This window comes from Clostridium sp. DMHC 10 (assembly GCF_001270375.1).
GTDB lineage: Bacteria > Bacillota > Clostridia > Clostridiales > Clostridiaceae > Clostridium_S > Clostridium_S guangxiense.
Map to the genome: position 1 here is coordinate 377356 of NZ_LGVB01000015.1, position 26567 is coordinate 403922.

Below are 26567 nucleotides of genomic sequence, written 5' to 3' on the forward strand. Positions count from 1 at the left end.
TAAACAAATACCCCTTTTCTATCAATACTTAACTAAAAAGTAAACTTTTGTTTTATCGTATAATTATATATTTACTGTAGAAATTATCGTATTAACCTTTAGTATCCTGTAGCATATCAGCAAACATTTATAAAAATGCAATTAAAAGAATAATCATATTTAATGCTGTATGTTATTAATTTCACAAGAAAAATGAGCATTTTGTACTACTAATGAAAGTATATTTCATTCATTATAAAATATATTAAAACTTAATTGTATTAACTTAAATACCTTTTTATAACAGCTTCAGCAAGGCACTTTGAAGAATCAACAATATTAATTGGGACTTCTGTTTTTTTCAAAACAGGATTTAAATCCGTACATCCAATTATTATGTTCTGTATATCTTCTTCCTCCACTTCTTTAATTAGCTTTTTCAAAGTCTCAACATTTTTTTCGTCATCTTTATTCTCTTTTATGCTTTTGATCAAATTATTTAATATTACCTGCCATTCATTCTTAAATACAAATTCATGTTTATAATTTTTTATCCCTTTTTGATAAATTCCAAATTCATATGTAAAGCTTGTTGAAAATAATGTTGTTCTTTCACTATTTGTAGGAAGTTCTTTAACCGTTTCATCTACAATATTTAAAAGAGGAACATTAATCGACTTTTCAAGATCTTCAAAGTAAATATGTGCAAAATTACAGGGCATTGCTATAAAATCCACCCCTGTTTTTTCAAGTTTTTGAAGTCCCTCAATTATGGTTTCCTTCATAGCCTTATGATTTATTGGTTTATCTACATAAAAAGGTGTTGGCAGCGAATATATCATCATTTTAGGAAAATCATTGTCATTTCTTGCTCCATATTGTCTTTGGCATTCATCTATAACAAGCTCAAGAAAAGGAGCTGTAGATCTAGGCCCCATTCCTGCTAATATTCCTATTGTTTTCTTCATGTTAATCCATCTCCAATTTATTCTTCTATCATTCTATAACCAACTCCAACTTCAGTATAAATATACTCTGGTTGCGCTGGATCTTTTTCTATTTTTCTTCTTAAATTCGCCATAAAAACTCTTAAGGATTGAGTTTCATTTCCTAAAGAGGTTCCCCATATTTCACGAATTATAAAATTGTGTGTTAATACCTTACCTGAATATTTAGCCAATAGCACAATAATTTTATACTCTATAGGCGTTAAGTGAATTTCCTTATTATCAATGGTTACTCTTCTTTTCCCAAAATCTATTTTTAATGTTTTAACCTGAAAAGTCTCAATATTTTCTTTCTTTAAGTTATCATTAATACTACTATGTCTTAAAGACACTCTTATTCTTGCAAGAAGCTCACTTATACCAAATGGTTTAGTTAAATAATCATCTGCTCCCATGTCAAGTGCTTCAACCTTTTGACGTTCATTTTCCCTAGCCGAAACTATTATTATTGGAATGTTTAGTAACTCTCTTACTCTTTCTATAACCTGAGTACCATCAATATCTGGAAGTCCTAAATCAAGTATTATTAAATCTGGATGATTTGATATAGAAAGCGTAATAGCTTCATTCCCTTTATCAGTTTCAATATACTTATAACCCTGTGAGGATAGTGCTGCTGTTATAAAATTTCTTATAGGTCTATCATCTTCAACAACAAGAATGTAAGGATTATTATTCATTGCTCATCACCCTTTCTTTGTATAAGGTATACCACTTTCAACTATCAAAATTCATTTGCACCAAAATGCTCAGAAGATAGCATCTTAGTACAAATAAATTCTAAGTTTCAATCGATTTATATTTAGGAACATTAAAACTAAATACTGCTCCACCACCCTTTTTATTTATAGCTCTAATCTTTCCACCATGTGCCTCAACTATTGATTTGCAAATGGCAAGTCCAAGACCTACACCACGCCTCGAATCTGAAATTTTACTGCCATTTGTAAAAAATCTGTCAAATATATGTGGTAATATATCCTCTGCTACACCTATTCCATTATCAATGACTTCAAATATTACATCTTCACTTTTTTCATAAACCTTTATTTCTATAGTGGTTTCCTTTGGAGAAAATTTCACAGCATTATCAACCAAATTAATTATAACCTGCTCAATTAATCCTCCATCCATAGGTACCATTATAACATCTTCCGGAACGCTTACCTTTATTTTATGACTTTTTGCATATTTAGAACATCTCTGAACTGCTTCCGATACTACTTCTTCAACAAGTTCAATATCCTTTTTTATCTCCATTCTTCCTTCATCAAATTTAGTCATACTAAGCAAATTTTCCACAAGCCTTATAAGCCATTCAGTATCATCATATATTCCCTCTATAAGAGTGTTTTTTGTAGCTTCTGATATAAGCTTTCCATTTTCAAGTATAGTACTTGCAGCACCCTTGATTCCAGCAAGAGGACTTCTAAGATCATGTGAAATAGATCTTAAAAGATTACTTCTAAGTCTTTCTCTTTCAATTTCAACTTTTGAATCCTCCTGCTGCTTAGATAAAATTTCTCTATCCAGGGCAATTGCTATTTGTCCCGTTACGGTTTCAACAATAAATCTTTGTTCCGGCTTTAAAAAACCTTCTGTGCACGAAACTCCAATAACTCCAATAAGCTTTCCTTGAACCTCTATTGGCATATAATACCCCTGTGCCCTGTAAAAGGTATCCGTACCAGCACCGGACTCTTTTCCATTTAAAAATGTCCAAAAAGCTGCTGCATTTTCATCTGTGCCTACAAGCTTATGATTTTTAACACCTTTTTCTGGATTATATATAAATGGAGTAGAAAGTTTATTCCCATTTGAAAGATACCCCACAACAGTTCTATTAGTAAGCCTAGAAATATATTTTATGCCAACCGATATAACATCAGAGTCGCCTGATGCACTTAAAAGCTTAGCACTTACCCTATATAATATTTGAGTTCTTTTTTCATTAGCATTTGAAATTTTGGCTTCAGCTTGAATTTTATTAGTAAGAGTTCCAACCACCAGTGAAACTACCAGCATTATGGAAAATGTTGCAAGATAGCTTTTATCATAAAATTGAAAAGAATATCTTGGTTCTGTAAATAAATAATTAAAAATAAGCATTCCTACTATAGAAGATACTATACCAATAAAATAACCTGCTGTTGTCACATATACAATTATAACGCCTAAAATAAATATCATAATAACATTTGCTTCGGCAAAACCCATAAGATCAAACATTTTTCCCGCCGCAGTAGTTATTAAAATTATAATGATAGCTTTAATAAAATCTTTTAAAGATGAATTAAGTTTAATGCTTTCAAAACGTACTTTTCTTTTTTTCTGATACGTTGAATTAGGTATAGTATATACATCAATATATGCATTAGAATCCATAAGCTTATCTACAATATCCTTAGCATAAAAATGAAATACCTTACTGGTTTTCTTATGATTTTTTCCTATTACAATCTTAGTTATATTCCTAAGCTCTGCATATTGTATTACCTCTTCAACAAAATTTTCTCCATATATAGTTATAACTTCCCCACCAAGCTGCTCTGCTAAACTAAAATGAGAATTTAATCTTTCTTTATCTTCTTTGCTAAGTTTAGAGGATTTTGTGTTTTCTACATAAAGTACAACCCATTTTGAATGATATACTTCTGCCATTCTTGCTGCAGTTCTTATTATTCTTTGAGAGGAAGGTGAAGGTCCAATGCAGGCCATTATTTTATCCGAAGTTGGCATAACCGTTATTTCCCTTTTTGAAAGTCTTGCACTTTCAACTTCATTGTTTACTCTGTCTGCCGTTCTCCTTAAAGCAATCTCTCTCAAAGCATATAAATTATTTTTAGTAAAAAAGTTATGAAATGCTCTCTTTACCTGCTCCTTTTTGTATATTTTGCCATCGCTAAAACGCTTTAAAAGTTCATCTGGTTCAATATCAATTATTTCAACCTTATCCGCTTCATCAAAAACCTTATCTGGAATTGTCTCTCTCACACAAATTCTTGTTATATTAGCAACAACATCATTTAAACTTTCTATATGCTGAACATTTAATGTAGTGTAAACGTCAATACCAGCTGCCAAAAGTTCTTCTATATCCTGCCATCTCTTTCTATTTCTTTGCCTTTTTGCATTTGTGTGTGCAAGTTCATCTACAAGTATTATCTCTGGCTTTCTTTTAAGTGCTTTATCTATATCAAATTCCCTTATATTTACTCCCCTGTAATTCACAACTTTTGTTCTTATAGTTTCAAATCCTTTAGTTAATGCCATAGTTTCCGTTCTTGCATGTGGTTCTATATATCCTATTATTATATCTTTCCCAAGCTCTTTTACCTCTTGTGCCTCCCTAAGCATAGCATAAGTTTTGCCAACTCCTGCTGCATAACCAAAAAATATTTTTAACTTTCCCCTCATAGCTTTACTTTCTTCCTTTTCGATTTGATTCAAAAGATAGTATGGATCTGGTCTCTGATTGATATTCATTTCAATTCCCTTACCTTATATTATTCTTTGCCTATCAAGACACACTTATTATCTCTTTTTAATAATAAAGTAGTATTACTTTCTGGAGATTCATATTTTCCCCAATATGGATTGTTACCATAATTATACACCATATATATTTTCCAGCAAAATAATATAATGATTAAACTTATAACTATTTTTTTCATAATACTTTCACCTATCCCTATTAAATAAATGTCACTTAAGTAATGAAGCCACCTCTAAGTTTACTTTAAGAACATTTACTCTAGGTTCACCTAAAATCCCTATCGTTCTACCTGTCGTATATTTTTTAATAATTTCCTTTAATTTTTCTTCACTTATACCAGTAGCTTTTGATATAGCTGGCACTTGAATTTCTGCAGCTTTAGGACTAATGTCTGGGTCAAGTCCTGAACCTGAACTTGTAAGCAAATCTGTAGGTATATCTTTTTTACTTACTCCTGGATGAGTTTTTAAAAAATCGTTTATATCATTTTTCACCCTTTTTGAAAGTTCTTTATTTGAAGGAGCTAACTGCTGTGAACCAGAACCAACTCCAGCATAGGCAGTCTTTCCATTTTTATCAGGTTTTAAATCAGCTTTTGTATAAGTATTATAATTTACAGCCGAAACCCTTCCTCTAAAAAACCTTTTGTCCGTAAAATTCTGACCTAAAAGTGCAGAACCAACTTCTTTACCTTTATAAGTTATAATACTTCCATTTGCCTTTTTATTAAGAAATGCCTGACCTATTCCAGTTATAAAAAGCGGATAAATTATTCCACACACTACTACAAGAACAATACATAAACGAACAGCTTTAATTATTGATTTCATTTTCAAAGCTCCTTTCCATTAACCCAAATTAAAAATTCTAACTAGTGGAGTAATTAATAAATCTAAAATCTTAATACCAATAAAAGGAACAATTATGCCGCCAACTCCAAATATAAGCATATTTCTTAAAAGCATTGCTTCTGATTTCATAGGCTTATACTTGACACCCTTCATAGCAATAGGTATTAAAAGCGGTATTATTATAGCATTAAATATTAAAGCTGATAATATCGCACTGTGTGGTGTAGAAAGTTTCATTATATTCATAACCTGCATTTGTGGTATAGCCGATACAAATATAGCAGGTATTACAGCAAAATACTTTGCAACATCGTTTGCTATACTAAAAGTCGTAAGAGCTCCTCTTGTTATTAAAAGCTGCTTTCCTATTTCAACAACTTCGAGTACTTTTGTAGGATCAGAATCCAAATCAACCATATTAGCAGCTTCCTTTGCTGCTGTAGTACCACTGTTCATCGCAAGTCCGACATCTGCCTGCGCAAGTGCTGGAGCATCATTCGTTCCATCTCCTGTCATTGCAACAAGTTTACCCTCTGCCTGTTCTTTCTTAATGGCTTCTATTTTATCTTCTGGTTTACATTCTGCAATAAAACCATCAACTCCAGCTTCCTTTGCTATAGTTGCCGCTGTCAAAGGATTATCTCCCGTACACATTATGGTTTTTATTCCAATTTCACGAAGCCTTTCGAATCTCTCTACAAGCCCTGGTTTTACGGTGTCTTTAAGGTATATAACACCATAAATTTTGTTATTTACACAAACTACAAGAGGAGTTCCACCTAATTTTGCAACTTTATTTACAGTTTCCTCCAAATCTTTTGGAATAACTCCTTTTAATTGAAAGATTCTATTTTTTATAGCATCATAGGCTCCCTTTCTTACTTCAGTACCGTCCTCAAGATCTATTCCACTCATTCTAGTTTGTGCTGTAAATTCTATAAATTCTATATCCTCATATTTCTTTTTATCAATTGATGAACCAAGTTTATTTCCAAGCTCAACTATGGATTTTCCTTCAGGAGTATCATCCTTTAAAGAACACATTACAGAATAATCAATAAGCTCCTTTTTATTAGAATTACCTACAGTTATAAAATCTGCTGCAAGTCTATTTCCAAAGGTTATCGTTCCTGTTTTATCAAGTATCATAGTATCAACATCGCCGCAAGCTTCAACAGCCTTTCCCGACATAGCTATTACATTAAATCTGGTTACTCTATCCATACCTGCAATTCCTATTGCAGATAAAAGCCCTCCTATGGTTGTAGGTATAAGGCAAACTAAAAGAGCTATTAAAGTAGACATCTGGATCTTAACTCCTGTATATGAAGCTATAGGATAAAGTGCTACCATTACAATTAAAAAAATAAGAGTTAAACTTACAAGTATTGTATTAAGTGCAATTTCATTAGGCGTTTTTTGTCTCGAAGCACCCTCTACAAGGTTTATCATCTTATCAAGAAAAGATTCCCCTGGGGTTGCAGTAATTTCAATCTTAAGCCAGTCACTTACAACCTTTGTTCCTCCAGTAACGGAAGCAAAATCTCCTCCAGATTCCTTCATAACCGGTGCAGATTCACCTGTTATTGCAGATTCATCTACAGATGCTATACCATCTATTACTTCACCATCATTTGGAATTATATCTCCATTTTCTGCTAAAACTATATCTCCTTTTTTAAGTTCATTAGCATTTATAGTTTTTATACTTCCATCTGACTGTAAAAGCTTCGCAATAGTATCTTTACGAGTTTTTTTAAGGGTTTCCGCTTGAGCTTTACCTCTTCCTTCTGCTACAGATTCTGCAAAATTGGCAAATAAAATAGTTATAAATAAAATCACAGCAACAATTAGATTATATATTCTAAGATTGTTTCCTTTATCACCAAATACTCCAGGAAAAACAGTAAGAATAACCGATATAAAAAATCCTATTTCAACTACAAACATTACTGGATTCTTCATCATATATTTAGGATTTAACTTCTTAAAAGATTCTAAAATTGCTGTATTTAATATATCCTTTGTAATAAATTTAGATTTTCTATCCTCATTTTTCATAATATACCATCATCCTTCTTTTAATTACAATGTAAGATGCTCAGCAATAGGTCCAAGTGCCACTGCTGGAAGAAAAGTAAGTGCTCCAATTATAAGCACAATAAATACAAGCGTTAATGTAAATGTTGTGTTATCTGTTTTAAATGTACCTGTAGTTTCTGGTATAGCTCTTTTTGACGCTAAGGAAGCTGCTACAGCTATAAGTATTATCATTGACAAATACCTACCTAAAAACATTACAATTCCAGTTGATACATTCCAAAACATAGTATTATCCGCTAAGCCTTCAAATCCCGAACCATTATTGGCCGCTGCACTTGAAAACTGATATAGTATTTGTGTAAGACCATGGAAGCCCGGATTCGATATACCTGCTAACCCATTTCTTGTTACTAAAGCTAATGCTGAAGACATTAGTATTAAAAATGGGTGAATAATTATGGCAAATGCAACTAATTTTATTTCCTTTCCTTCTACCTTCTTTGATAAGAATTCTGGTGTTCTTCCTACCATAAGTCCACACAAGAAAACCGTAAGTATTGCGTACATAATCATATTCATGAAGCCTACACCTTTTCCACCAAATACAACATTGAGCATCATATTCATAAGAGCTGTAGCTCCACCTATAGGAGTTAAAGAATCATGCATATTATTTACTGCTCCACAAGAGGTTGAGGTTGTTGCTGTTGTGAAAAGAGTAGACGCTCCTAAACCAAATCTAACCTCTTTGCCTTCCATATTTCCCATAGCTTGACTAAATCCAATTCGTGCAAGAACTGGATTACCTGCTTTTTCAGCATTGTAGCATATAGCTAAAAATATAATAAACAGTACACTCATGGCTGCAAAAATTGAAATTGCCTGTTTTTTCTTTTTAATCATATGCCCAAAACATACCACAGTTGAACCAGCAAACAAAAGCATTGAAATTATTTGCACTGCATTTGTAAGTGGGGTTGGATTTTCAAATGGATGTGCAGAATTTGCTCCAAAAAATCCTCCCCCATTAGTCCCCAAAAGCTTTATAGATTCCAAACTCGCCACAGGTCCAAGAGGTATATCTTGAAGTTTACCTTCAATAGTTGTTATAGTTTTAGTTGGTGCTAAACTTTGAGGAACACCCTGTCCAATATAAAATATAGCTACTACAATTGACACTGGAATTAAAATTCTAGTTATAATTCTTACAATATCAACATAAAAATTTCCTATCTCATCCTTCTTTCCAGAAAGTGCTCTCATAAACGCCAATGCTGCTGCAAGTCCTGTTGCTGCCGCAAAAAACATCATAAAAGTAATAACGAGCATTTGACTTAAATATGAAAGTCCAGATTCTCCACTGTAATCTTGAAGATTTGTATTAGTTAAAAAACTTACTACTGTATTAAAGGTAAGTCCTTGTTCCATTCCTTTTATCCGATCAGGATTTAATAAATTAATAGCTTGTAGCCTTAAAATTAGGTATGCAATAAGCGCTGCAATAGCATTAGTCGATAATAATGCCAAAATGTATTTTTTCCATGTCATTTCTTCTCTTTTTATTCCTGACACTTTATAAATAAAACTATCAATTTTATTAAACACAGGATCAATAAAAGTTTTTTCATGCTCTGAAACCTTGTATATATACTTTCCAGTTGGTATACAAAGTAAAACAAAAACAATTAGTATAATTGCAATTTGTAATATTTCCATTTTAGTGCCTCCACCATTTAAAATTTTTCTGGGTTAAACAATGCATAACATAAATACACAAACAATAAAATTATTACAATAATTAAAAATATCATTATGCTCCCCCCTTACTGTTTCCTAGATATTTGATCTTCACACCAATCTGTAAAAAATTTAAGTGCTAAAAAACCAACTATTAATAAAATAATAAATATAATATCAAGCATTTTTCTCCCCCCTCTTTTCAGTGTTAATACTATCATCTTGTACATAAAATTTGGGTTAAGATTTTATCTAAGCGTATAAAGATTTCATAAAGATTTTTCGCGTAAACGTACACATATCGGGGTTTGGGCGATAGCCCATGTGATTCTTGAACTATATTATTAGTCTTCTCCCAATATCGGGGTTTGGGCGATAGCCCATGTGATTCTTGAACTATATTATTAGTCTTCTCCCAATATCGGGGTTTGGGCGATAGCCCATATGATTCTTGAACTATATTATTAGTCTTCTCCCAATATCGGGGTTTGGGCGATAGCCCATATGATTCTTGAACTATGTATTAGTTATCTATATAATGTGTAGGTTTAATTTTAAATCTATTTATCATAAAAATAAGCCATCAAAATTTGACGGCTTATTTTTTATCTAATGTTAAATTTTATTTTTCATATAAAAAAGTGCGAATAACTCGCACTTTCTTGTTTGAAACTTATTTCAACTTAATTAATAACTCTCTTCCTTGAACTTGTTTCCCCTCTTCAACAAGTATAGATTCAATAACACCGTCAATACTTGCTACTACATTTGTCTCCATTTTCATAGCCTCTATTACCATTAAGCTTTGACCTTTCTTTACCTGATCACCTTCATTTACAAGTATTTTTATTACATTTCCAGGTATACTTGCTCCTATTTCTTTCTTGTTGTCAGGATTTGCCATAACTGTTTCTTCAAACACTTCTTGCTTAGCAGCACTCATCTTATCTTTAATTTTAATTTCTCTTCTATTTCCATTTATTTCAAACACAAGTGTTCTATTACCTTGTTTATCTAACTTACCTATATCTAGAAGTTGAACAACCATTGTCTTTCCTTCGGCTATTTCAAGTTCAGAAATTTCACCTTCAGAGAGTCCATGGAAAAATACATCACTGCCTATTCTGCTTAAATCGCCATATTCGTCCTTATATCTCAAATAACTTTCAAAAACCTCAGGATACAATGCATAGCTTATTACATCTTTATCTGTAGGTTCAATTTTGCAATCTTTCTTAAGGTGAGTTCTTACAGCATCAAAATCCTCTGGAGGTAAAAGTTCTCCTGGTCTGCAAGTAATTGGCTTCTCTCCTTTTAACACAATTTCTTGAAGGTCTTTTGGAAATCCTCCCATAGGCTGCCCCATCATACCTTTAAAGAAAGAAACAACAGAATCAGGGAATGGCATATCCTTAGCTTTTTCAATTATATTTTCAGGAGTAAGGTTGTTTTTAACCATAAATATTGCTAAATCTCCTACCATCTTTGAAGATGGAGTAACTTTTACTATATCTCCAACCATCAAATTTACCTTTCTATACATTTCCTTTACCTGTTCAAATCTATGCCCTAAACCAAAACTTTCTACCTGAGGTTTCAAATTAGAGTATTGTCCACCAGGTATTTCATATTTATATATTTCTGCTGAAACGGCCTTAAGTCCAGATTCAAATTGACTGTATACAGGTCTTACTGTACTCCAGTAATCTGATATCTGCTGTATATCTCCTATATCTATTCCCGTATCCCTTTCAGTATTCTTAAGTGCAGCTACCACAGAGTTAAGCGCTGGTTGACTTGTAAGTCCTGCCATGCTGTTAAAGGCAGTATCAGCTATATCCACACCTGCATGAGCTGCCATAAGTACTGTAGCTACTCCATTTCCTGTTGTATCATGAGTATGCAAATGAATAGGTATAGATATTTCATTTTTAAGTGCTCTTATAAGTTTTAATGCCGCATATGGCTTTAACAATGCCGACATATCCTTTATTCCAAGAATATGAGCGCCTGATTTTTCTATTTCCTTTGCAAATTTTACATAGTAATCCAAAGTATATTTATCTCTGTTAGTATCAAGTATGTCTCCTGTATAGCACATACATGCTTCTGCTACTTTTCCTTGATTCAAAACTTCATCTATAGCAACTTCCATACCCTTTAACCAATTTAAAGAATCAAATATTCTAAATACATCTATTCCAGATTTTGCAGATTGCTTTATGAATTCTCTTACTACATTATCAGGATAGTTCTTATATCCTACCGCATTTGCCCCTCTTAACAGCATTTGAAATAATATGTTAGGAACTCTTTTTCTAAGTCTTTCAAGTCTTTCCCATGGTGATTCCTTCAAAAATCTATAAGCCGTATCAAAGGTAGCTCCTCCCCACATTTCCATGGAGAATAAATCTTTTGCAAGCAGCGATTCTGCTCTTGCTATTTTAACCATATCTACTGTTCTAAGTCTCGTAGCCATTAAAGATTGATGTGCATCCCTCATAGTCGTATCTGTAAGGAGTAATTTGTCTTGTTTTTTAATCCACTCCACAAGTCCGTTTGGTCCTTTTTCATCCAATATTTGCTTCGTTCCAATCAAAGGCTCCTTTATTTCATACTTAGGTACTGCTGGAACATCAAATTCAGTTTTATTTCCGTGAGTTTCATTTACTACCTTTTCTCCTATGAACTTAAGTATTCTAAGTTCAGTATCTACTCTAGGAGTTATGGCAAAAAGTTCTGGGTTATTAGCTATAAAATTAGTATCACACTGGCCTTTTCTGAAAGTATCATGGTTAAGTACATTTATAAGAAAATCTATGTTTGTTTTCACACCAGATATATAAGTTTCTTTTATTGCACGAATTGACTTTCTTATAGCATCTTCAAAGGTTCTTGACCATGATGTTGATTTTACTAGTAGGCTATCATAATATGGGCTAATTACTGCTCCTGTAAAACCATTTCCTCCATCAAGTCTTATTCCAAAACCGGAACCCGTCCTGTATACATCGATTCTTCCAGTATCTGGCGCAAAACTGTTAGAAGGGTCTTCTGTTGTTATTCTGCATTGTATTGCATATCCATTTAAATGTACATCCTTTTGACTCTTTATTCCCACTTCATCTGAATCAAGCCTATATCCTTCTGCTACTAAAATTTGACTTTGAACTATATCTATTCCCGTAACCATTTCTGTTATTGTATGCTCTACCTGTATTCTTGGATTCATTTCAATAAAATAATGGTTACCGTCTTTATCTAATAAGAATTCTAGTGTTCCAGCACTTCTGTAGCTTATAGAGCTTGCTATTTTAAGAGCATCCTCACATATTTGAACTCTTTTTTCCTCCGAAAGCGCTACTGCTGGAGTAATTTCTATTACCTTTTGATGTCTTCTTTGAACAGAGCAATCTCTTTCATATAAATGAACTATGTTTCCATATTTATCTCCGAGCACCTGCACCTCTATATGTTTTGGATTTTCAAGATACTTTTCTATAAAAATGTCATCTATTCCAAAAGCCTTTTTAGCTTCATTTTTAGCACTTCTACAAGCAGCTATAAGATCTTCCTCTGATTTAACTATTCTCATTCCTCTTCCACCGCCGCCTGCTGCCGCTTTAACCATAACTGGATATCCACAGCTTCTGGCAAATTCTAGTGCTTGTTCTTCTGATTCTATAGGTTTTTCAACTCCTGGTATAGTAGCAACTCCTGCTCCCTTGGAGGTTATCTTGGAATTTATCTTATCTCCAAGTTTATCCATCATATCTCCAGTTGGTCCTATAAATTCTATACCAGCTTCAGTACATCTTCGTGCAAATTCAGCATTTTCTGACAAGAAACCATATCCAGGGTGTATTGCATCTACGCCTTTTTTCAAAGCTAAATTTATTATTTCATCAATATTTAGATATGCCTCTACTGGTCCTTTATTCTTACCTATTAAATAGGATTCATCGGCTTTTGTTCTAAATAAAGCTAACTTATCCTCCTCAGAATATATAGCAACCGTTCTTATTCCAAGTTCATGACAAGCCCTAAAAACTCTTATTGCAATTTCGCCCCTATTGGCTACCAGAACTCTTTTAAATTTTTTTATCACTTTTTAGCCCCCTCTAGAAATCAAAATTATGTATATTTATTTTGTACAATAATATTATTATATATAAGGTATAAAATTTTTTCAATTGAATTTTTTATTTTTTGTGTCTTGCATTAAATTAAATAATTTTTCATAGAGTTCCCATTTTAACTAATGCCTTTATTTCAATATGAAATTTTATTTTATTCATAAAATCATTTTGAACTATAATTCATTTTAAATTCCATCGACTCCTAAAGCTTCCGCTTGATTTTCCATCTTTTTCAAAACACTTTACCTATATTTGTCACTATGATTTTTTGCATAAAAAATTAACAAATTATTAGTTGTAGTTTTATACTTTACTACCAATATTTTAATTAAAATAACTCGCTAATATTGTTTTTTTTTATTTCATTATAGACTAAATATAACAAACTTCTATTAAATCAATTTATTTTTTTAAAAAATATGTTAATTTATTAACTATGAACTTCATTTTATGTTATAATAACCAAGTATGGATTTTACTAAAGGATTACTGCAAAAATATAATCAATTAAAGCAGTACATCCATAAACTAATTATAATAACTATTCATAATATTAAAGGAAGGCGATCAATCTTATGAAAAAGAAATTAATACTTGTTGGTTCACCACCAGCTTGTGGCAAAAGTTATGTTTCTATGGAACTATGCAAAAATTTAAGTAATCCTGTGTATTTGGACAAAGACACAATAATTCCATTATCTAAAAAGGTATTTGAAGCTGCTAACGAACCAATAAATAGAAGTTCAGCTTTTTTCGAAAAATACGTAAGAGATGCAGAATACGTTGCAATCATGGATGTTGCATTTGAAAGTCTTAGATTCAACGATCACGTAATAGTAAATGCACCTTTTTCAAAAGAATATAGAAATAAAGAATATATAGGAAGTTTAAAAGAAAAACTTAAAGATTATGATGCAGAGCTTATACCTGTTTGGGTAAGCTGTGATATTGAAGTTTGCCATGAAAGAATGATAAAAAGAAATTCAGAAAGAGATACATGGAAACTTGAACATTGGGATGAATACATAAAAGGAAGGGACTATTCAGTTCCAGATCTTGACGGAGTTTATGTAATAGATAACTCATCTACAGAAAGCTTCAAAAAAGATTTAGACGGATTATTAAAGGTTTTATAATATCCCTTATCCTTTAGAGCCTTTTTTGATTTATAAAAAGGTTTTCTATATAACATTTTAAAATGTTGTCTTCAAAAAAAACCTTATAAACTTCCACGCAAAAAAAACTTCCGTAAAATTAAGTGCTTCCAAACTTAATTTTTATGGGAGTTTCATTTTTAAGCAAATTAGAAGGAACTGGACAACAAATTGCATTTAGATTCAGGAACACTTACCCCTCTTTTAAAGAATATTTCACCATATCTAAACAAGTAATTTAATCCGAAAAAAGTTTTCTCAAGCTTTAATTTACTGAGAAAAATTTTTTCTACATTAAATTTATAAAACAATAGTAAAACTATTTATTTTCTGCTCTTGATATCATTTCTTTTACAATATTTACATATTTTTCAGAAACCTGAGGACATGCCTTTAATATATTATCTATTGTATAATCCACATTGCTATCATTTATAATTTTTAAATTTTTACCTTCTTCACAAAGCATACCTTCATCTGATAAAGAGTTATAAATTTCATCTACTACATGTGATTTAATTATTTCATCACTTTCAATGCAATCATTAGAAAAATATAAAACATCTTCGACTACCACAAGTTGACCATATACATATTCCTTTTCATATTCCTTTAAACCATCAGCAATCTTATGCTTTGCGTGCTCAACATGTTTTATATCTAGCACATTAGACTTGTCTTTTCTAGTTAGCAAAGTTCTTACATCTAACTCCATAAGTCTTTTTTTTCATATGCTCAGAAAAATTTTCTCCAAATTCCTCTATAAACATTTTTATAGATATTCTTTTTTTTCTTCTATTATTGATTCTCAATATGAACGCACTCCTTTTTCACTTAATTTTTCAAACTAAATTGGCAGCATATCCATTATAAAAAACCACCTATATAAGGTGGCATATAACTATTAATAGAAATATTTAAGTTTTTCGTATTAACTTTTTATAAAGCCAAAATTTTTAGTAATAATATTTATCACTTATTATTAGTATATCACAAATTTCAATAAGCAACAAATTTGCTTAAATACTAACGCCATAAAATGCTACAAAAGATTTATAGTAATATAAAAATGGTGTTGTAAAACTTCGTTTCTAGTAACTTTACAACACCATTTTAACTTCGAGAGTTTTTATTTACTGTTTGCATTTTTCAAATTAATAATTCCGAATCATTATACTATTGACCATTTTTATAAGTTTAAAGACCAAAACTAAATTACACCCTTTTAACCATAATTAAAAGATTTTAAATTTTCTATTATAAAAGTCAACTCCTCCCCTCTATTATTAATTCATCAACCATTCTTAACTATAAATAAAGTTTATAAAAGCAATAGTTATATTTCAGAAATTTCAAAAATAAAACCAACAATTAATTAAACATAATAATTAATTGTTGGCCGGTTGCACAAGTAACTCCAAATCTCTAAAGTGCCCACATAGAAGAGATTTATCATAGTTTCCAACTTTTCTAAAAAAACTATTAATAATATTATTATAATATCACATAAGCATAAAAAGTCAATATTTAACTTGATAATTATAAAGTTTAAACATTAGTGACATAAGCTTTTACTAACATTCTTTTAAAACATAGTCTTTAGGTCAAATCTTCTTTCCTTTTTCTTTCAAGCTGTGAAAATATACACCCACAATAATCCTGCCTATATAAATTATATTCTCTTGAAAGCTCTATAGAACGCTTATAACCATTTTTCTTTTTAAAATCAGAATAGAGATATTGTATATCATACTCTTTTCCAAATTTCTCTCCTATTTCATTTAGTTTTTGAGCATTTTTATAAGGACTTATTGACAAGGTAGTTGTAAAATAATCATATCCTTTATCTTTAGCAACAGAAGCAGTTTCTCTAAGTCTTAATTCATAACACCTAAAGCATCTCTCTCCTCCTTCACTTTCACTTTCAAATCCCTTAGCAATTGAATAAAATTTATCAGTATCATAGTTTCCTTCTATAAAATCAACTTTATGCTTAGTTTTAAATCTAACTATGAAGTCTTTCTCTTCCTCAACTCTTTTTGTATACTCGTCTTGAGGATATATATTAGGATTATAATAAAAAACCGTTATTTTAAAATAATTAGATAAATATTCAATTACATAACTACTGCAAGGTGCACAGCAACTATGAAGTAAAAGTGAAGGAACTTTGTTCTCCTTTAATATTTCCTTTATAATATCATCAAGCTTATTTTGATAATTTATTTTCATCTTTTCACCTCAAACTAAAGTAACTATTAGTATGTAATTCTCCATGTATTTTAATTTATTATATCATGTTTAATTTTATTTTAAAATGTATATACTACTACATATAAAATACAGAAAGGAAGATTTTTAAATGGAAAAACAGAAGAAATCAAGTACAAATAATCAATGGGCATCATTACCTGAAGAAAAAACTCAAAACTGCAATTCAAGTACTAAAAATGATAAAACTGCCACTGATAATAAATGGACATCAACTTTAAAAAACAATGTTGAGGACAAATAAAAAATTGGGGCTGCCGCACTAAAAAAATTGCGAAACAATCATAACAGTTAAGGATTTTAACAAGCAAAGTGAAGTTAAAATCCTTAACTTTAATTATTTTCTTTATTTATTATTAATGTTATGCCGTTCTTTTACTCTTCAAGGCTATATTTATTGCATTGAAAAGTACAATTGACGCAACCGTGTTAATAGCACATGCTGGTATTACAATTGATAAAAACAATATTCTAAAACTCCCTGGAAGTCCCACCATAATTGATGCAGAAGTTAAAAACACAAAGCCGCTTATTATAGTTCCTATTGCAGTTATCACCACTATTTTTATTTGATTATTCAATATTTTTCTAAAAGGTATCATAATTAAAAATATGACATTAGTAGTAATAAATTTATCTATTATATTAGGAAGCTGACCTCCTGGAAATGTTGTACTAGCTGCACTTAGTAAGCCAGCAACAATTCCACAGCAGAGACAAGTTTTATAATCATCATTAAGAATTATTATTATAAATAGCAGTGTTAAATAAAAATCAGGTTTCATGCCTAAAACTAAAGGCGGTGTGATTTGATGCAATATAGCACCTATAGCTAAAAGCAAAGAATTAATAACTATCTTTTTTATATTCATAATATTTCTCCCCTTATATTTTTAATTTGTAACAAAAGCAAAACTATTATTTAATGAAGCCGGCCTTTTATTAAAAAATAGTTAAAAATAAAAAACTCCGCCCAAATACATACTATAAACTATGTATTAGGACGGAGATACTTCCGCGGTACCACCTAATTTGTGTCAAAAACACCTCTTGATTCGAATACTAACATATTCTATCCGTTATAACGTACGGCAAACGTTAACTACTACTCTTCTTTAATTAAAAGAATTTCGGTTTACTCTTCAAGGTCCATTCACCATTAGTTATTGCACCGAGATTCCACCATCCTCAGCTCTCTTTAGCTAAACTAAATACTTACTCTTCCCTATCAACAGATTTGTCATTACTTTATTTTATAATACCATTTTTATAGAATTTGTCAATAGAAAAAATATTGAATATAAATTTGAATTTAAATAAAGTTTTTTTAAACAAAAGGCAAATTAGCCTAAAAAACTATTTAGAAGTAAATTTTCAATACGATAATATATTCATAGATAGATATTATATGTTAAGAAAAATATAATAATTTATAGTTATATAAAAAGTACTAATAAAATAAATTATTACAACAGTTTAAATATTATATATGAGGTGAGTTAGATGTTGTCGAAAAGTAAATTATTGCCTATTAATGAACTAAAAGCAGGAATGATATCTGCTAGTGATATAAAATTCGGAAATAGCCTGCTATTAGCAAAAGGAGTTCCTATATCCGAATCAAGCATAAACATATTAAGCGAAAATTACATTGTTGATAAAGTAGAAATTTATGAAGAAGATGATGATTATAATAAACAGCTGCAGACTAAAGTTAAAACTGTAGAAGAATTAGAAAGAAACTTCAACGAATTATCATCAAATCTTGAAGATATCTTTAATAATATATACTCCCTGCAAGTTAACGGCATTGAAGATCTAAGAGTTTTCTCAAAAAAATTCAAGAAGAATTTAAATCTACAGGTTTAGTAATTAGGGACATAGTATCTCACGGAAGTAATGATAAAAATATATACAGACATAGTGTTAATGTAGCAGCTATTAGTTTTATACTTGCAAAATGGCTTGGTTTCAATGAAAAAGAAGTAAACTTATTAACCTATGCTGCACTACTACATGATTTTGGGAAAACACAAATAGATCCAAAAATAATTAATAAAGAAGGAATTCTAACGAGAGATGAAGTAGAAATTATTAAAACGCATCCTGTCATAGCATATCACTTTGTTAAAAAAATTCCATTCATTGATTCATCCGTTGGAATTGGAGTATTAATGCATCATGAAAGAATGGATGGTACCGGATATCCTATGCATATAAAGGAAGATAAGATTCACAAGTTTGCTAAAGTAATAGCAATAGCCGACTTATTTGACAATGTCAGCTCTAACAGATATTTTAAAGAGGTGTCAGGTCCGTTTGATGCACTAAAAGTAATTCAAGAAGAAAGTTTAGGAAAGCTTGATAATATGTATTGCAATATGTTTTTAAATCACATAGTTAATTATTATATGGGGGAAAATGTTATTCTTAATGATGAAAGATCATGTAAAATAATCCAAATTGATTTAAATGATATTACAAAGCCTCTTTTACTGGATGATAATGGATTTTTAGATCTTAGAAAAGAAAAAGACTTGTATGTAACAAAATTAGTTGTTTAGTTACATATTATAGATGTACTGCCTTCAGGCAGTACATCTATAATATGTTTTCACTGTATATTACTTAATGTTTCATCAAGAACTCTGCATACAAAATCACATTGATTTTTTTCTATTGTTAAAGGTGGTTCTATTCTTATAGTTTTTGCATTTATAAGAGTTCCTGCAACTAGCACCCCTTTATCAAACAAACCTTTTGATACTTTATAGCCAGTTTTATCACTTTCAAATTCAATTCCTATCATAAGTCCCATTCCTCTTACTTCTTTAACTATATTTTTATATTTACTGGCTACTTTTCTAAGTTCAGCCATAAAATATGCTCCTATTTTTCTGCTCTCTCTGGCATCTTATCTTCAATTAAAACATCGATTGTAGCAATTGCTGCTGCGCAGGATAGTGGATTTCCTCCAAATGTAGTAGTATGAATAAATGGATTAGGAAAGAATTCCGAGAATACATCCTCCGTTGCAATTACAGCGCCAATTGGCATTATTCCTCCTCCTAAAGCTTTTGCAAGACACATTATATCAGGTTCTACTCCATAGTTTTCAACACAAAACATTTTTCCTGTACGTCCCATTCCAGTTTGAACTTCATCTGCAATAAGTAAAATATCAAAATCTTCACATATTTCTTTTACCTTTGCAAAATAATCATGGGGAGGAACTATGACCCCTCCCTCACCTTGAATAGGCTCCAGAATAATCGCGGCAATATCTTCACCAACCATGCTAGATGCCCTTACTGTTTTATACATCATATCCACATCACCATAAAATACACGTTTAAATCCTGAAACAAGAGGCATAAAAGGCTTTCTAAACATTCCTTTTGATGTAGCTGACAGTGAACCTAAACTTTTTCCGTGAAATGCTCCAACAGTAGATATAAAGTAATTTTTGCCTTTTTTCTTTTGATGTATTTTTGCAAGCTTTATAGCTCCTTCCACAGCTTCTGTTCCACTATTACCAAAGAAGGAATATTGAAGTTTTCCAGGTGCTATTTGTGCAAGAAGTTTTGCCAGTATTGCTCTTAAAGGGTCAAGCAAGTCCTGACTATGAAGCGCCTGATGCTTTAGTTGAGCATTTACTGCTTTTAAGACTTTTGGGTTTCTATGACCCACATTATAAATTCCAAAGCCTCCAAGGCAATCAATATATTCTTTACCATTTACATCAACAAAACTGTTGAGTCCTGCATCTTTCCATTCTACTGCCGCATATTGTCCACCTTTAGTAACAGATTTTCTATACTCAAGAAAACCAGGATTAACAAAGTTTCTAAAATCATCAACTGTTTCCTTTATTATGAATTTTCTGTCATTTTCATCTAGTTTGTCCTTGGATATAAAATTCAATACCTTATGAGTATATTCAATTAAAGAATCCTCATCCTCCTCTTCTAGCTGATACTTATTTTTTAAGTCTTCTTCCATAATTTCAGCATTGTTGCTTATCATAAAACCACACTCCTTAATTTTTATTTAATTTTAATTGAAGCAATTCTGAAATAATAGCAACACTTAATGTTATCACTATCATCACAGTTGACAGCGCATTTATTTCTGGTGTAACCCCTACTCTTACCATTGAATATATTTTTAATGGCAAGGTTTCGTAACTTGGTCCCGAAACAAAAAAGCTTATTATTACATCATCAAGAGAAAGAGTAATTGCCATAAGAGCACCTGCCGCTATTCCTGGTAGTATTATTGGCAGTGTAATCTTAGAAAAAGTTTGAAATTCATTTGCATAAAGATCCATTGCCGCATCCTCAAGAGAACTGTCAAATCCACTTAATTTTGCTCTTACAACGACAACTACATAAGATATACTAAAGGTTACATGTGCAAGTATAAGTGTTATAATTCCAAGAGTTATTTTAGCTTGAGAAAAAAACACTAAAAGCGAAATTCCCATTACAATTTCAGGTATTATTATTGGCACATACAAAAGACCATCTAAAGCCGTTTTTCCTTTAAACTTATATTTATACATTCCTACTGCCGCAAGAGTACCTATAGTTGTAGATATAAGTGTACTTGCAAATGCTACCAAAAGACTATTTTTAAGTGCAATAAGTATATCTCCATCACTAGCAAGCTGATAATACCACTTCATTGTAAATCCCTTCCACACCGCATTAACCTTAGAATCATTAAAAGAATATACTATAAGAATTATTATTGGAGCATATAAAACCAAATAGATAAGAAAAGAATATGAAGCTAAAATACTTTTTTTTCACTTTATTCCTTTTCATCTAAAACACCTCCAATTTTTTACTGCCTTTTTTAAAGTAAATCACTATAAATAATACAGTTATAGCTATAAGGAATATTGAAATAGCAGAACCAAAAGGCCAATTTCTAGCTGTCAAAAATTGATTTTGTATTAAATTACTTATAAGCATTACCTTACTTCCCCCAAGAAGATCTGGAATAAAAAATAATCCTAAAGCTGGTATAAAAACAAGTAAGCAGCCTGCTGATATTCCCGGAAGTGTAAGTGGTAAAATCACCCTTAAGAATGTCTGAACTGGGTATGCGCCAAGATCACTTGATGCTTCTATATAACTTTTATCTATATTATCAATGGAAGTATACAAAGGAAGAACCATGAACGGAAATAACGTGTATATAAGTCCAAGAAGTACTGAACCATTAGTGTAAAGCATCTGAAGTGGATTTTTTATAATGCCCAAACCAGTTAAGTATGAATTTATAACTCCAGTAGTTCTTAATATAACAATCCATGCATAGGTTCTTACTAAAGAATTTGTCCAAAATGGTATCATAATAAGTATAAACATAATCATTTTATATTTTTTAGGTAAAGTCGCCACAAAATACGCAAATGGATATCCTAAAACAAGACATATTGATGTGGTTAAGAATGAAATCCAAAGTGAATACATCAATATTTTAATATACATTGGCTGCACTAAAGTCTTATAATTTTCAAGCGTAAATTTATATTCAATTTGACCATAGCTTCCCCTTGTCAAAAACCCCATAATTAAAACTATAATAAGTGGAACAGCAACTAACATAAGCATCCAGAACATTACAGGTGATATAGTAAATATATGTCCATATTTCTTTTTCCTTTTTACACTTTTTCTTTAACATAAATGGTTCTCTTTGAAATTGCTTTATCCATTAACTTATCACCACCCCATCTTCAGATTTCCAGCAAACAAAAATTTCTTTTTTACCCTTTTCAATTTTGAAAGTATCTGCTGCTGGTTCATTTACTATAATTTCTCTTCCACTGTTTAATGTAACAACGGTTCTATTTAGAGCCCCAACAAATATTCTTTCTTTTATTTTTCCTGCCATAACATTGTCAAATTCATTTTTATCATAGCTTAATTTTATTCTTTCAGGTCTTACAGCAATATAAACAGAATTATCCTTTTTAAGCTTAGCTATACTTTCTTTTTTGTCTACAATCTTTACTATTTCACTATCACCTATCAAAGCTCGTGCTTCTATGCCATTGTTTTCTTTAACCCTTCTTGCAAATATATTTGTGTCCCCTATAAAATCGGCAACAAACTTTGTTTTTGGCCTTTCATAAATCTCATCTGGAGTCCCTATCTGTTCGATTTTGCCGTTATTCATTACAGCAATTCTATCTGACATAGTAAGAGCTTCTTCTTGATCATGAGTTACATATATAAATGTAATTCCAAGTTTTCTTTGAAGATGCTTTAGTTCAAATTGCATCTGCTTTCTAAGTTTTAGATCCAACGCTCCAAGGGGTTCATCCAAAAGTAAAACCTTAGGATTATTTACAATAGCCCTTGCAATAGCAATTCTTTGCTTCTGTCCTCCACTTAGTTTATTAGGATATCTTTTTTCAAAGCCGTTAAGCTCGACAAGCTTTAAAACTTCTATAACTTTTTCTCTTATTTTTTCTTTTGAAAACTTTTTTATTTTAAGCCCAAAGGTATATTGTCAAATATATTCATGTGAGGGAAAAGTGCATAATTTTGAAATACTGTATTTACATCTCTCTCGTATGGATTTTTATTTGAAACATCTTCTCCATCAAGTAATATTTTGCCTGATGTAGGTTCCTCAAATCCAGCGATCATCCTAAGAGTGGTTGTTTTTCCACATCCACTTGGCCCAAGAAGAGTTAAAAATTCGCCTTTTGTTATACTTGCACTTATATTGTCAACTGCTTTTTGAGACGAAAATGCCTTCACAACATTTAAGAGTTGAATCATATATTCCATAATACTTGCCTCCTTTTTTACTGTTTAAATTGTGTCCATATAGAATCATATATTTTTGTAGTATCACCTACATCCTTTATGTGCTCATCCTTAGCAGAAACATCCTTATCTGGGTAAAGGGTTTTATTATTTAAATACTCATTTCCAATATACTTACGTGCCGCCTCATTTGGATTAGTATATGGATATGCCTTTGATATTTCTGCGCTTACCTGCGGCTGCAGTACAAAATTTATGAATAACTCTGCATTTTCCTTATGTTTTGCACCTTTGGGAATTACAAAATTATCTTCAAAAGCATACATACCCTCCTTTGGAAAAAATGTTTTAAGATCCTTATTGTCCTTTTCTGCTAAATAAGCTTCTGCTGTCCAGCAATATCCGACAGATGCCTCTCCATTAATTAATGCCGTTTTAGGACTATCGCTGTCAAATATCTTTATATTTGGTTTTAACTTTTGAAGCTCACTTTTCGCCTCATCAAGCCTACTTTTATTTGTTTCATTAAACGAGTATCCAAGTTTTTTAAGCGTCATACCTATAAGTGCTCTTTCATCATTTAAAACCACCATAGAGCCTTTAAATTTACTATTCCAAAGATCACTATAGCTGCTTATACCTTGAGGAAACTTCTTAGTATTTACAACTGTAACTACATTCCCACATAAGTACGGAACACTATATTCATTTTTAGGATCAAAGGATAAATTTTTATATTGAGTTCCTATATTTTTTAAATTAGTCACCTTATCCTTATCAACCTTCTCAAGTAAATCTTGTTTTTCATAATATCAACCATATAATCACTTGCAACTGCTATATCATATTGACCTCCACTTGCCTGAATTTTAGCAAGCATTTCTTCATTTGATGAATAAGTTGTATAGTTAACTTTAATGTTATATTTTTTTGAAATTCATTGATTACTGATTTAGGTAAAATATTCTGTCCAGTTAAAAAACGTTAAGTGTTCCACCTCCAGAATTAGAATTTGCAGTACTTGAACTACTGCACCCTGTTAACACAGCTACTATGATAATAGTTGCTAAAGATATACTTACAAATCTCTTTATTGTCTTATATTTCATTTTCAATATCCCTCCTAACTTTAACTTATCATTTCAATTTTATCCTTTTCATTTGCATCTGCTATTTTATCTTCAAAATACAGCTTATACAAAACAGCGCCAAATCCGACAAGAATTATTAAAGTTTTATTCTTTAAACCAATTTATAGGCTTAACATCTAAATTAATATTTATTTGTTTAACCTCTGTATATTCTTCATATCCAAACACACCCAGCTCCCTTCCAATACCGCTTTGTTTATATCCACCCCAAGGTGCCTCATTATATGTTGGATTATATGTGTTTATCCACGTTATTCCAGCGCGCAATTTCTTTATAACTCTATGAGCTTTTGCAATATCATTTGTAAAAACTCCTCCTGCAAGACCATAAGGTGTATTGTTAGCAAGATATACAGCTTCTTTTTCATCTTTAAATTTTTGTACTGCTAAAACCGGTCCAAAAATTTCCTCTCTAACAATTTTCATATCTGGTGTAGTATCTATAAATATAGTAGGCTCAACAAAATACCCATTTTTAAGTTCATCTGTGAGAATTCTATTTCCACCGCAAACTAATTTAGCTCCTTCCTCCTTACCATATTCAATATACTTAAGCACCTTATTCATATGCTCTTCTGAAATTAAAGGTCCCATTTCAACTCCTTCTTCTGTACCCTTACCTATTTTTATTCTTTTAGCTCTAGCTACAAGTCTTTCTATGAATCTATTATAAATGCCTTCTTGTAAAATAAGCCTCGAACCAGCGGAACAAACCTGCCCTTGATTACAAAATATAGCAAACAGTGCATAATCAACTGCTGTTTCAAAATCAGCATCATCAAAAACTATATTTGGTGATTTTCCTCCAAGTTCAAGAGAAATATTTTTTATATTCGAACTAGCCGCTTTCATTATGCTTCTTCCTGTAGATGTGCCACCTGTAAATGCAACCTTATCCACTTCCATATTTACTGCTATTTCATGACCAACTGTTTCTCCTGCTCCTAAGACCAAATTAACTACACCTTTTGGGAAACCCACTTCTTCAAATATTTCAAAAAGTTTAATAGCAGATAACGGTGTCAGTTCTGAAGGCTTAAAAACAATTGTATTGCCAGCTGCAAGTGCAGGAGCAATTTTCCATATTGACATCAAAAGTGGATAATTCCATGGAACTATCATTCCACAAACACCTATAGGCTCCCTTACAACCATCGCTTGCACATCATCTGGAACTTCATAAGTCATACCATGTGGTTTTGTAGTAAGTCCTGCAGAATACCTAAGACAAGCAGCAGAATCACTTAAATCACATTTTGTTTCCCTTAACGCTTTACCATTATCAATAGTTTCTAAGTACGCAAGTTCCTCTGATCTTTTTTCTATTATATCTGCCACCTCAAATAATAATCTTGCTCTTTCTACTGCTGATGTATCCATCCATCCATCATCATAAAAAGCTTTCTTTGCTGCCTTTACTGCTAATTTTACATCATCTTTATTTCCTTCTGTAGCCACAGCTATAATTTCTCCATTTGCTGGATTTATTATATTTCTTGTTTGACCACTTGCTGAAATCTTCCATTCTCCGCCAATGTACATTCTTAAAACATTTTCCATCCAAAGCACTCCTTTTACATTTTTATAAATTTACGAACTATTTTTTAACGATTATTTATAATTTTATTCATATGTTTAATATTTTATTACTAATGTCATATATAATTTATCATATTGTTAATAAAACTTCCATGTTTAAACTGGACAAATATAAACCGACATTTATGTATTCTTGTAACAAAGGTATCCTAATATGTAAATAAAAGCATATAAGCATAACTAAAAAGAGGCTGTCGCACTAAAAAAATTTCGAAGCAATCATAATAGTGAAGTTAAAACCCTTCACTTTAATTAGTTCGCAATTTTTTATATTCAGTGCAACAGCCTCTTTTATATTGGATAAACAACCCAGAACTCAAAAATTGTAAATTTCAAATTCCACATTGTC

General features: G+C 31.2%; 20 protein-coding genes, 3 pseudogenes, 1 riboswitch and 1 other annotated feature. Of the genes and pseudogenes, 4 read left to right on the forward strand and 19 right to left on the reverse strand.

The genetic code is table 11. The annotated features are described in order from the left end of the window. Positions 1–260: 260 nt before the first annotated feature. From AGR56_RS03705 to AGR56_RS03735, 8 genes are all read right to left on the reverse strand, one after another. On the reverse strand, positions 261–947 hold the full coding sequence (locus AGR56_RS03705) for an amino acid racemase (RefSeq protein ID WP_053241182.1): 687 nt from the start codon (positions 945–947) through the stop codon (positions 261–263). Positions 948–964: 17 nt separating this feature from the next. Then, entirely contained in the window at positions 965–1666 is a 702-nt protein-coding gene (locus AGR56_RS03710) for a response regulator transcription factor (protein WP_053241183.1), read from the reverse strand. A gap of 100 nt (positions 1667–1766) precedes the next feature. Then, positions 1767–4472 (reverse strand): sensor histidine kinase KdpD, encoded by a 2706-nt coding sequence (locus AGR56_RS03715; RefSeq protein WP_053241184.1) that lies wholly within the window; start codon positions 4470–4472, stop codon positions 1767–1769. Between the two features lie 20 nt (positions 4473–4492). Then, a complete protein-coding gene (locus tag AGR56_RS20020) occupies positions 4493–4660 on the reverse strand; it encodes a hypothetical protein (RefSeq protein ID WP_157055656.1) in 168 nt (55 codons plus the stop codon). 31 nt (positions 4661–4691) lie between these two features. Beyond that, positions 4692–5312 (reverse strand): K(+)-transporting ATPase subunit C, encoded by a 621-nt coding sequence (locus AGR56_RS03720; protein WP_053241185.1) that lies wholly within the window; start codon positions 5310–5312, stop codon positions 4692–4694. A gap of 18 nt (positions 5313–5330) precedes the next feature. Beyond that, a complete protein-coding gene (gene kdpB, locus AGR56_RS03725) occupies positions 5331–7394 on the reverse strand; it encodes a potassium-transporting ATPase subunit KdpB (RefSeq protein WP_053241186.1) in 2064 nt (687 codons plus the stop codon). Between the two features lie 24 nt (positions 7395–7418). Further along, entirely contained in the window at positions 7419–9092 is a 1674-nt protein-coding gene (kdpA, locus tag AGR56_RS03730; protein WP_053241187.1) for a potassium-transporting ATPase subunit KdpA, read from the reverse strand. A gap of 694 nt (positions 9093–9786) precedes the next feature. Then, positions 9787–13221, reverse strand: a complete 3435-nt coding sequence (locus AGR56_RS03735) for a pyruvate carboxylase (protein WP_053241188.1) — start codon at positions 13219–13221, stop codon at positions 9787–9789. A 606-nt stretch (positions 13222–13827) separates the two neighbouring features. Between AGR56_RS03735 and AGR56_RS03740 the strand changes: the two genes are divergently transcribed. Then, positions 13828–14388 carry an AAA family ATPase gene (locus AGR56_RS03740; RefSeq protein ID WP_053241189.1) on the forward strand — a complete coding sequence of 187 codons (561 nt, stop codon included), beginning with the start codon at positions 13828–13830 and terminating at the stop codon, positions 14386–14388. Positions 14389–14725: 337 nt separating this feature from the next. Here the strand turns inward: AGR56_RS03740 and AGR56_RS03745 are convergent. Further along, positions 14726–15176 (reverse strand): annotated as a pseudogene (locus AGR56_RS03745) (hypothetical protein). A 618-nt stretch (positions 15177–15794) separates the two neighbouring features. Further along, positions 15795–15878, reverse strand: a riboswitch (cyclic di-GMP riboswitch). 127 nt (positions 15879–16005) lie between these two features. Then, complete coding sequence (locus AGR56_RS03750; protein ID WP_053241190.1) at positions 16006–16638, reverse strand: epoxyqueuosine reductase QueH; 633 nt, start codon at positions 16636–16638, stop codon at positions 16006–16008. Positions 16639–16768: 130 nt separating this feature from the next. Here AGR56_RS03750 and AGR56_RS20645 point away from each other — a divergent pair, with 130 nt between their 5' ends. Beyond that, entirely contained in the window at positions 16769–16921 is a 153-nt protein-coding gene (locus AGR56_RS20645) for a hypothetical protein (RefSeq protein ID WP_198149926.1), read from the forward strand. Positions 16922–17039: 118 nt separating this feature from the next. Here AGR56_RS20645 and AGR56_RS03755 read toward each other — a convergent pair whose 3' ends face one another. After that, a complete protein-coding gene (locus AGR56_RS03755) occupies positions 17040–17549 on the reverse strand; it encodes a tryptophan transporter (protein ID WP_053241191.1) in 510 nt (169 codons plus the stop codon). Between the two features lie 124 nt (positions 17550–17673). Then, positions 17674–17918: a binding site (T-box leader), on the reverse strand. A 265-nt stretch (positions 17919–18183) separates the two neighbouring features. On the opposite strand from AGR56_RS03755, the gene AGR56_RS23225 reads away from it, so the two are divergent. Together AGR56_RS23225 and AGR56_RS23230 are read left to right on the forward strand one after the other, a co-directional pair. Then, positions 18184–18546 carry a hypothetical protein gene (locus AGR56_RS23225; RefSeq protein WP_347460384.1) on the forward strand — a complete coding sequence of 121 codons (363 nt, stop codon included), beginning with the start codon at positions 18184–18186 and terminating at the stop codon, positions 18544–18546. Positions 18547–18626: 80 nt separating this feature from the next. Then, entirely contained in the window at positions 18627–19241 is a 615-nt protein-coding gene (locus tag AGR56_RS23230) for an HD domain-containing phosphohydrolase (RefSeq protein ID WP_347460511.1), read from the forward strand. A 50-nt stretch (positions 19242–19291) separates the two neighbouring features. On the opposite strand, the gene AGR56_RS21285 is transcribed toward AGR56_RS23230, so the two are convergent. The 8 genes and pseudogenes from AGR56_RS21285 to AGR56_RS03790 all read right to left on the reverse strand — a co-directional run bounded on the left by AGR56_RS21285 (position 19292) and on the right by AGR56_RS03790 (position 26179). Further along, positions 19292–19555 carry an aminotransferase class III-fold pyridoxal phosphate-dependent enzyme gene (locus AGR56_RS21285; protein ID WP_242851296.1) on the reverse strand — a complete coding sequence of 88 codons (264 nt, stop codon included), beginning with the start codon at positions 19553–19555 and terminating at the stop codon, positions 19292–19294. A gap of 11 nt (positions 19556–19566) precedes the next feature. Further along, on the reverse strand, positions 19567–20703 hold the full coding sequence (locus AGR56_RS03765; protein WP_242851297.1) for an aminotransferase class III-fold pyridoxal phosphate-dependent enzyme: 1137 nt from the start codon (positions 20701–20703) through the stop codon (positions 19567–19569). A gap of 16 nt (positions 20704–20719) precedes the next feature. Next, positions 20720–21478 (reverse strand): annotated as a pseudogene (locus AGR56_RS03770) (ABC transporter permease subunit); the annotation flags it as partial. 28 nt (positions 21479–21506) lie between these two features. Next, on the reverse strand, positions 21507–22301 hold the full coding sequence (locus tag AGR56_RS03775) for an ABC transporter permease (RefSeq protein WP_242851298.1): 795 nt from the start codon (positions 22299–22301) through the stop codon (positions 21507–21509). Positions 22302–22404: 103 nt separating this feature from the next. Next, positions 22405–23492, reverse strand: a pseudogene (locus AGR56_RS03780) (ABC transporter ATP-binding protein). Between the two features lie 14 nt (positions 23493–23506). Next, a complete protein-coding gene (locus AGR56_RS03785; RefSeq protein WP_053241194.1) occupies positions 23507–24235 on the reverse strand; it encodes a spermidine/putrescine ABC transporter substrate-binding protein in 729 nt (242 codons plus the stop codon). A 207-nt stretch (positions 24236–24442) separates the two neighbouring features. Then, entirely contained in the window at positions 24443–24577 is a 135-nt protein-coding gene (locus AGR56_RS22560) for a hypothetical protein (protein WP_278279568.1), read from the reverse strand. Between the two features lie 126 nt (positions 24578–24703). Beyond that, positions 24704–26179, reverse strand: a complete 1476-nt coding sequence (locus AGR56_RS03790) for an aldehyde dehydrogenase family protein (RefSeq protein WP_053241195.1) — start codon at positions 26177–26179, stop codon at positions 24704–24706. Positions 26180–26567 lie beyond the last annotated feature (388 nt).

Excerpts from the sequence above, each read along its gene's own strand:
- AGR56_RS03705 (WP_053241182.1), bottom strand. The coding sequence starts at position 947 with ATGAAGAAAACAATAGGAATATTAGCAGGAATGGGGCCTAGATCTACA.
- AGR56_RS03710 (WP_053241183.1), bottom strand. The coding sequence starts at position 1,666 with ATGAATAATAATCCTTACATTCTTGTTGTTGAAGATGATAGACCTATA.
- AGR56_RS03715 (WP_053241184.1), bottom strand. The coding sequence starts at position 4,472 with ATGAATATCAATCAGAGACCAGATCCATACTATCTTTTGAATCAAATC.
- AGR56_RS20020 (WP_157055656.1), bottom strand. The coding sequence starts at position 4,660 with ATGAAAAAAATAGTTATAAGTTTAATCATTATATTATTTTGCTGGAAA.
- AGR56_RS03720 (WP_053241185.1), bottom strand. The coding sequence starts at position 5,312 with ATGAAATCAATAATTAAAGCTGTTCGTTTATGTATTGTTCTTGTAGTA.
- kdpB (WP_053241186.1), bottom strand. The coding sequence starts at position 7,394 with ATGAAAAATGAGGATAGAAAATCTAAATTTATTACAAAGGATATATTA.
- kdpA (WP_053241187.1), bottom strand. The coding sequence starts at position 9,092 with ATGGAAATATTACAAATTGCAATTATACTAATTGTTTTTGTTTTACTT.
- AGR56_RS03740 (WP_053241189.1), top strand. The coding sequence starts at position 13,828 with ATGAAAAAGAAATTAATACTTGTTGGTTCACCACCAGCTTGTGGCAAA.
- AGR56_RS03750 (WP_053241190.1), bottom strand. The coding sequence starts at position 16,638 with ATGAAAATAAATTATCAAAATAAGCTTGATGATATTATAAAGGAAATA.
- AGR56_RS20645 (WP_198149926.1), top strand. The coding sequence starts at position 16,769 with ATGGAAAAACAGAAGAAATCAAGTACAAATAATCAATGGGCATCATTA.
- AGR56_RS03755 (WP_053241191.1), bottom strand. The coding sequence starts at position 17,549 with ATGAATATAAAAAAGATAGTTATTAATTCTTTGCTTTTAGCTATAGGT.
- AGR56_RS21285 (WP_242851296.1), bottom strand. The coding sequence starts at position 19,555 with ATGGCTGAACTTAGAAAAGTAGCCAGTAAATATAAAAATATAGTTAAA.
- AGR56_RS03765 (WP_242851297.1), bottom strand. The coding sequence starts at position 20,703 with ATGATAAGCAACAATGCTGAAATTATGGAAGAAGACTTAAAAAATAAG.
- AGR56_RS03775 (WP_242851298.1), bottom strand. The coding sequence starts at position 22,301 with ATGCTTATGTTAGTTGCTGTTCCACTTATTATAGTTTTAATTATGGGG.
- AGR56_RS22560 (WP_278279568.1), bottom strand. The coding sequence starts at position 24,577 with ATGAAATATAAGACAATAAAGAGATTTGTAAGTATATCTTTAGCAACT.
- AGR56_RS03790 (WP_053241195.1), bottom strand. The coding sequence starts at position 26,179 with ATGGAAAATGTTTTAAGAATGTACATTGGCGGAGAATGGAAGATTTCA.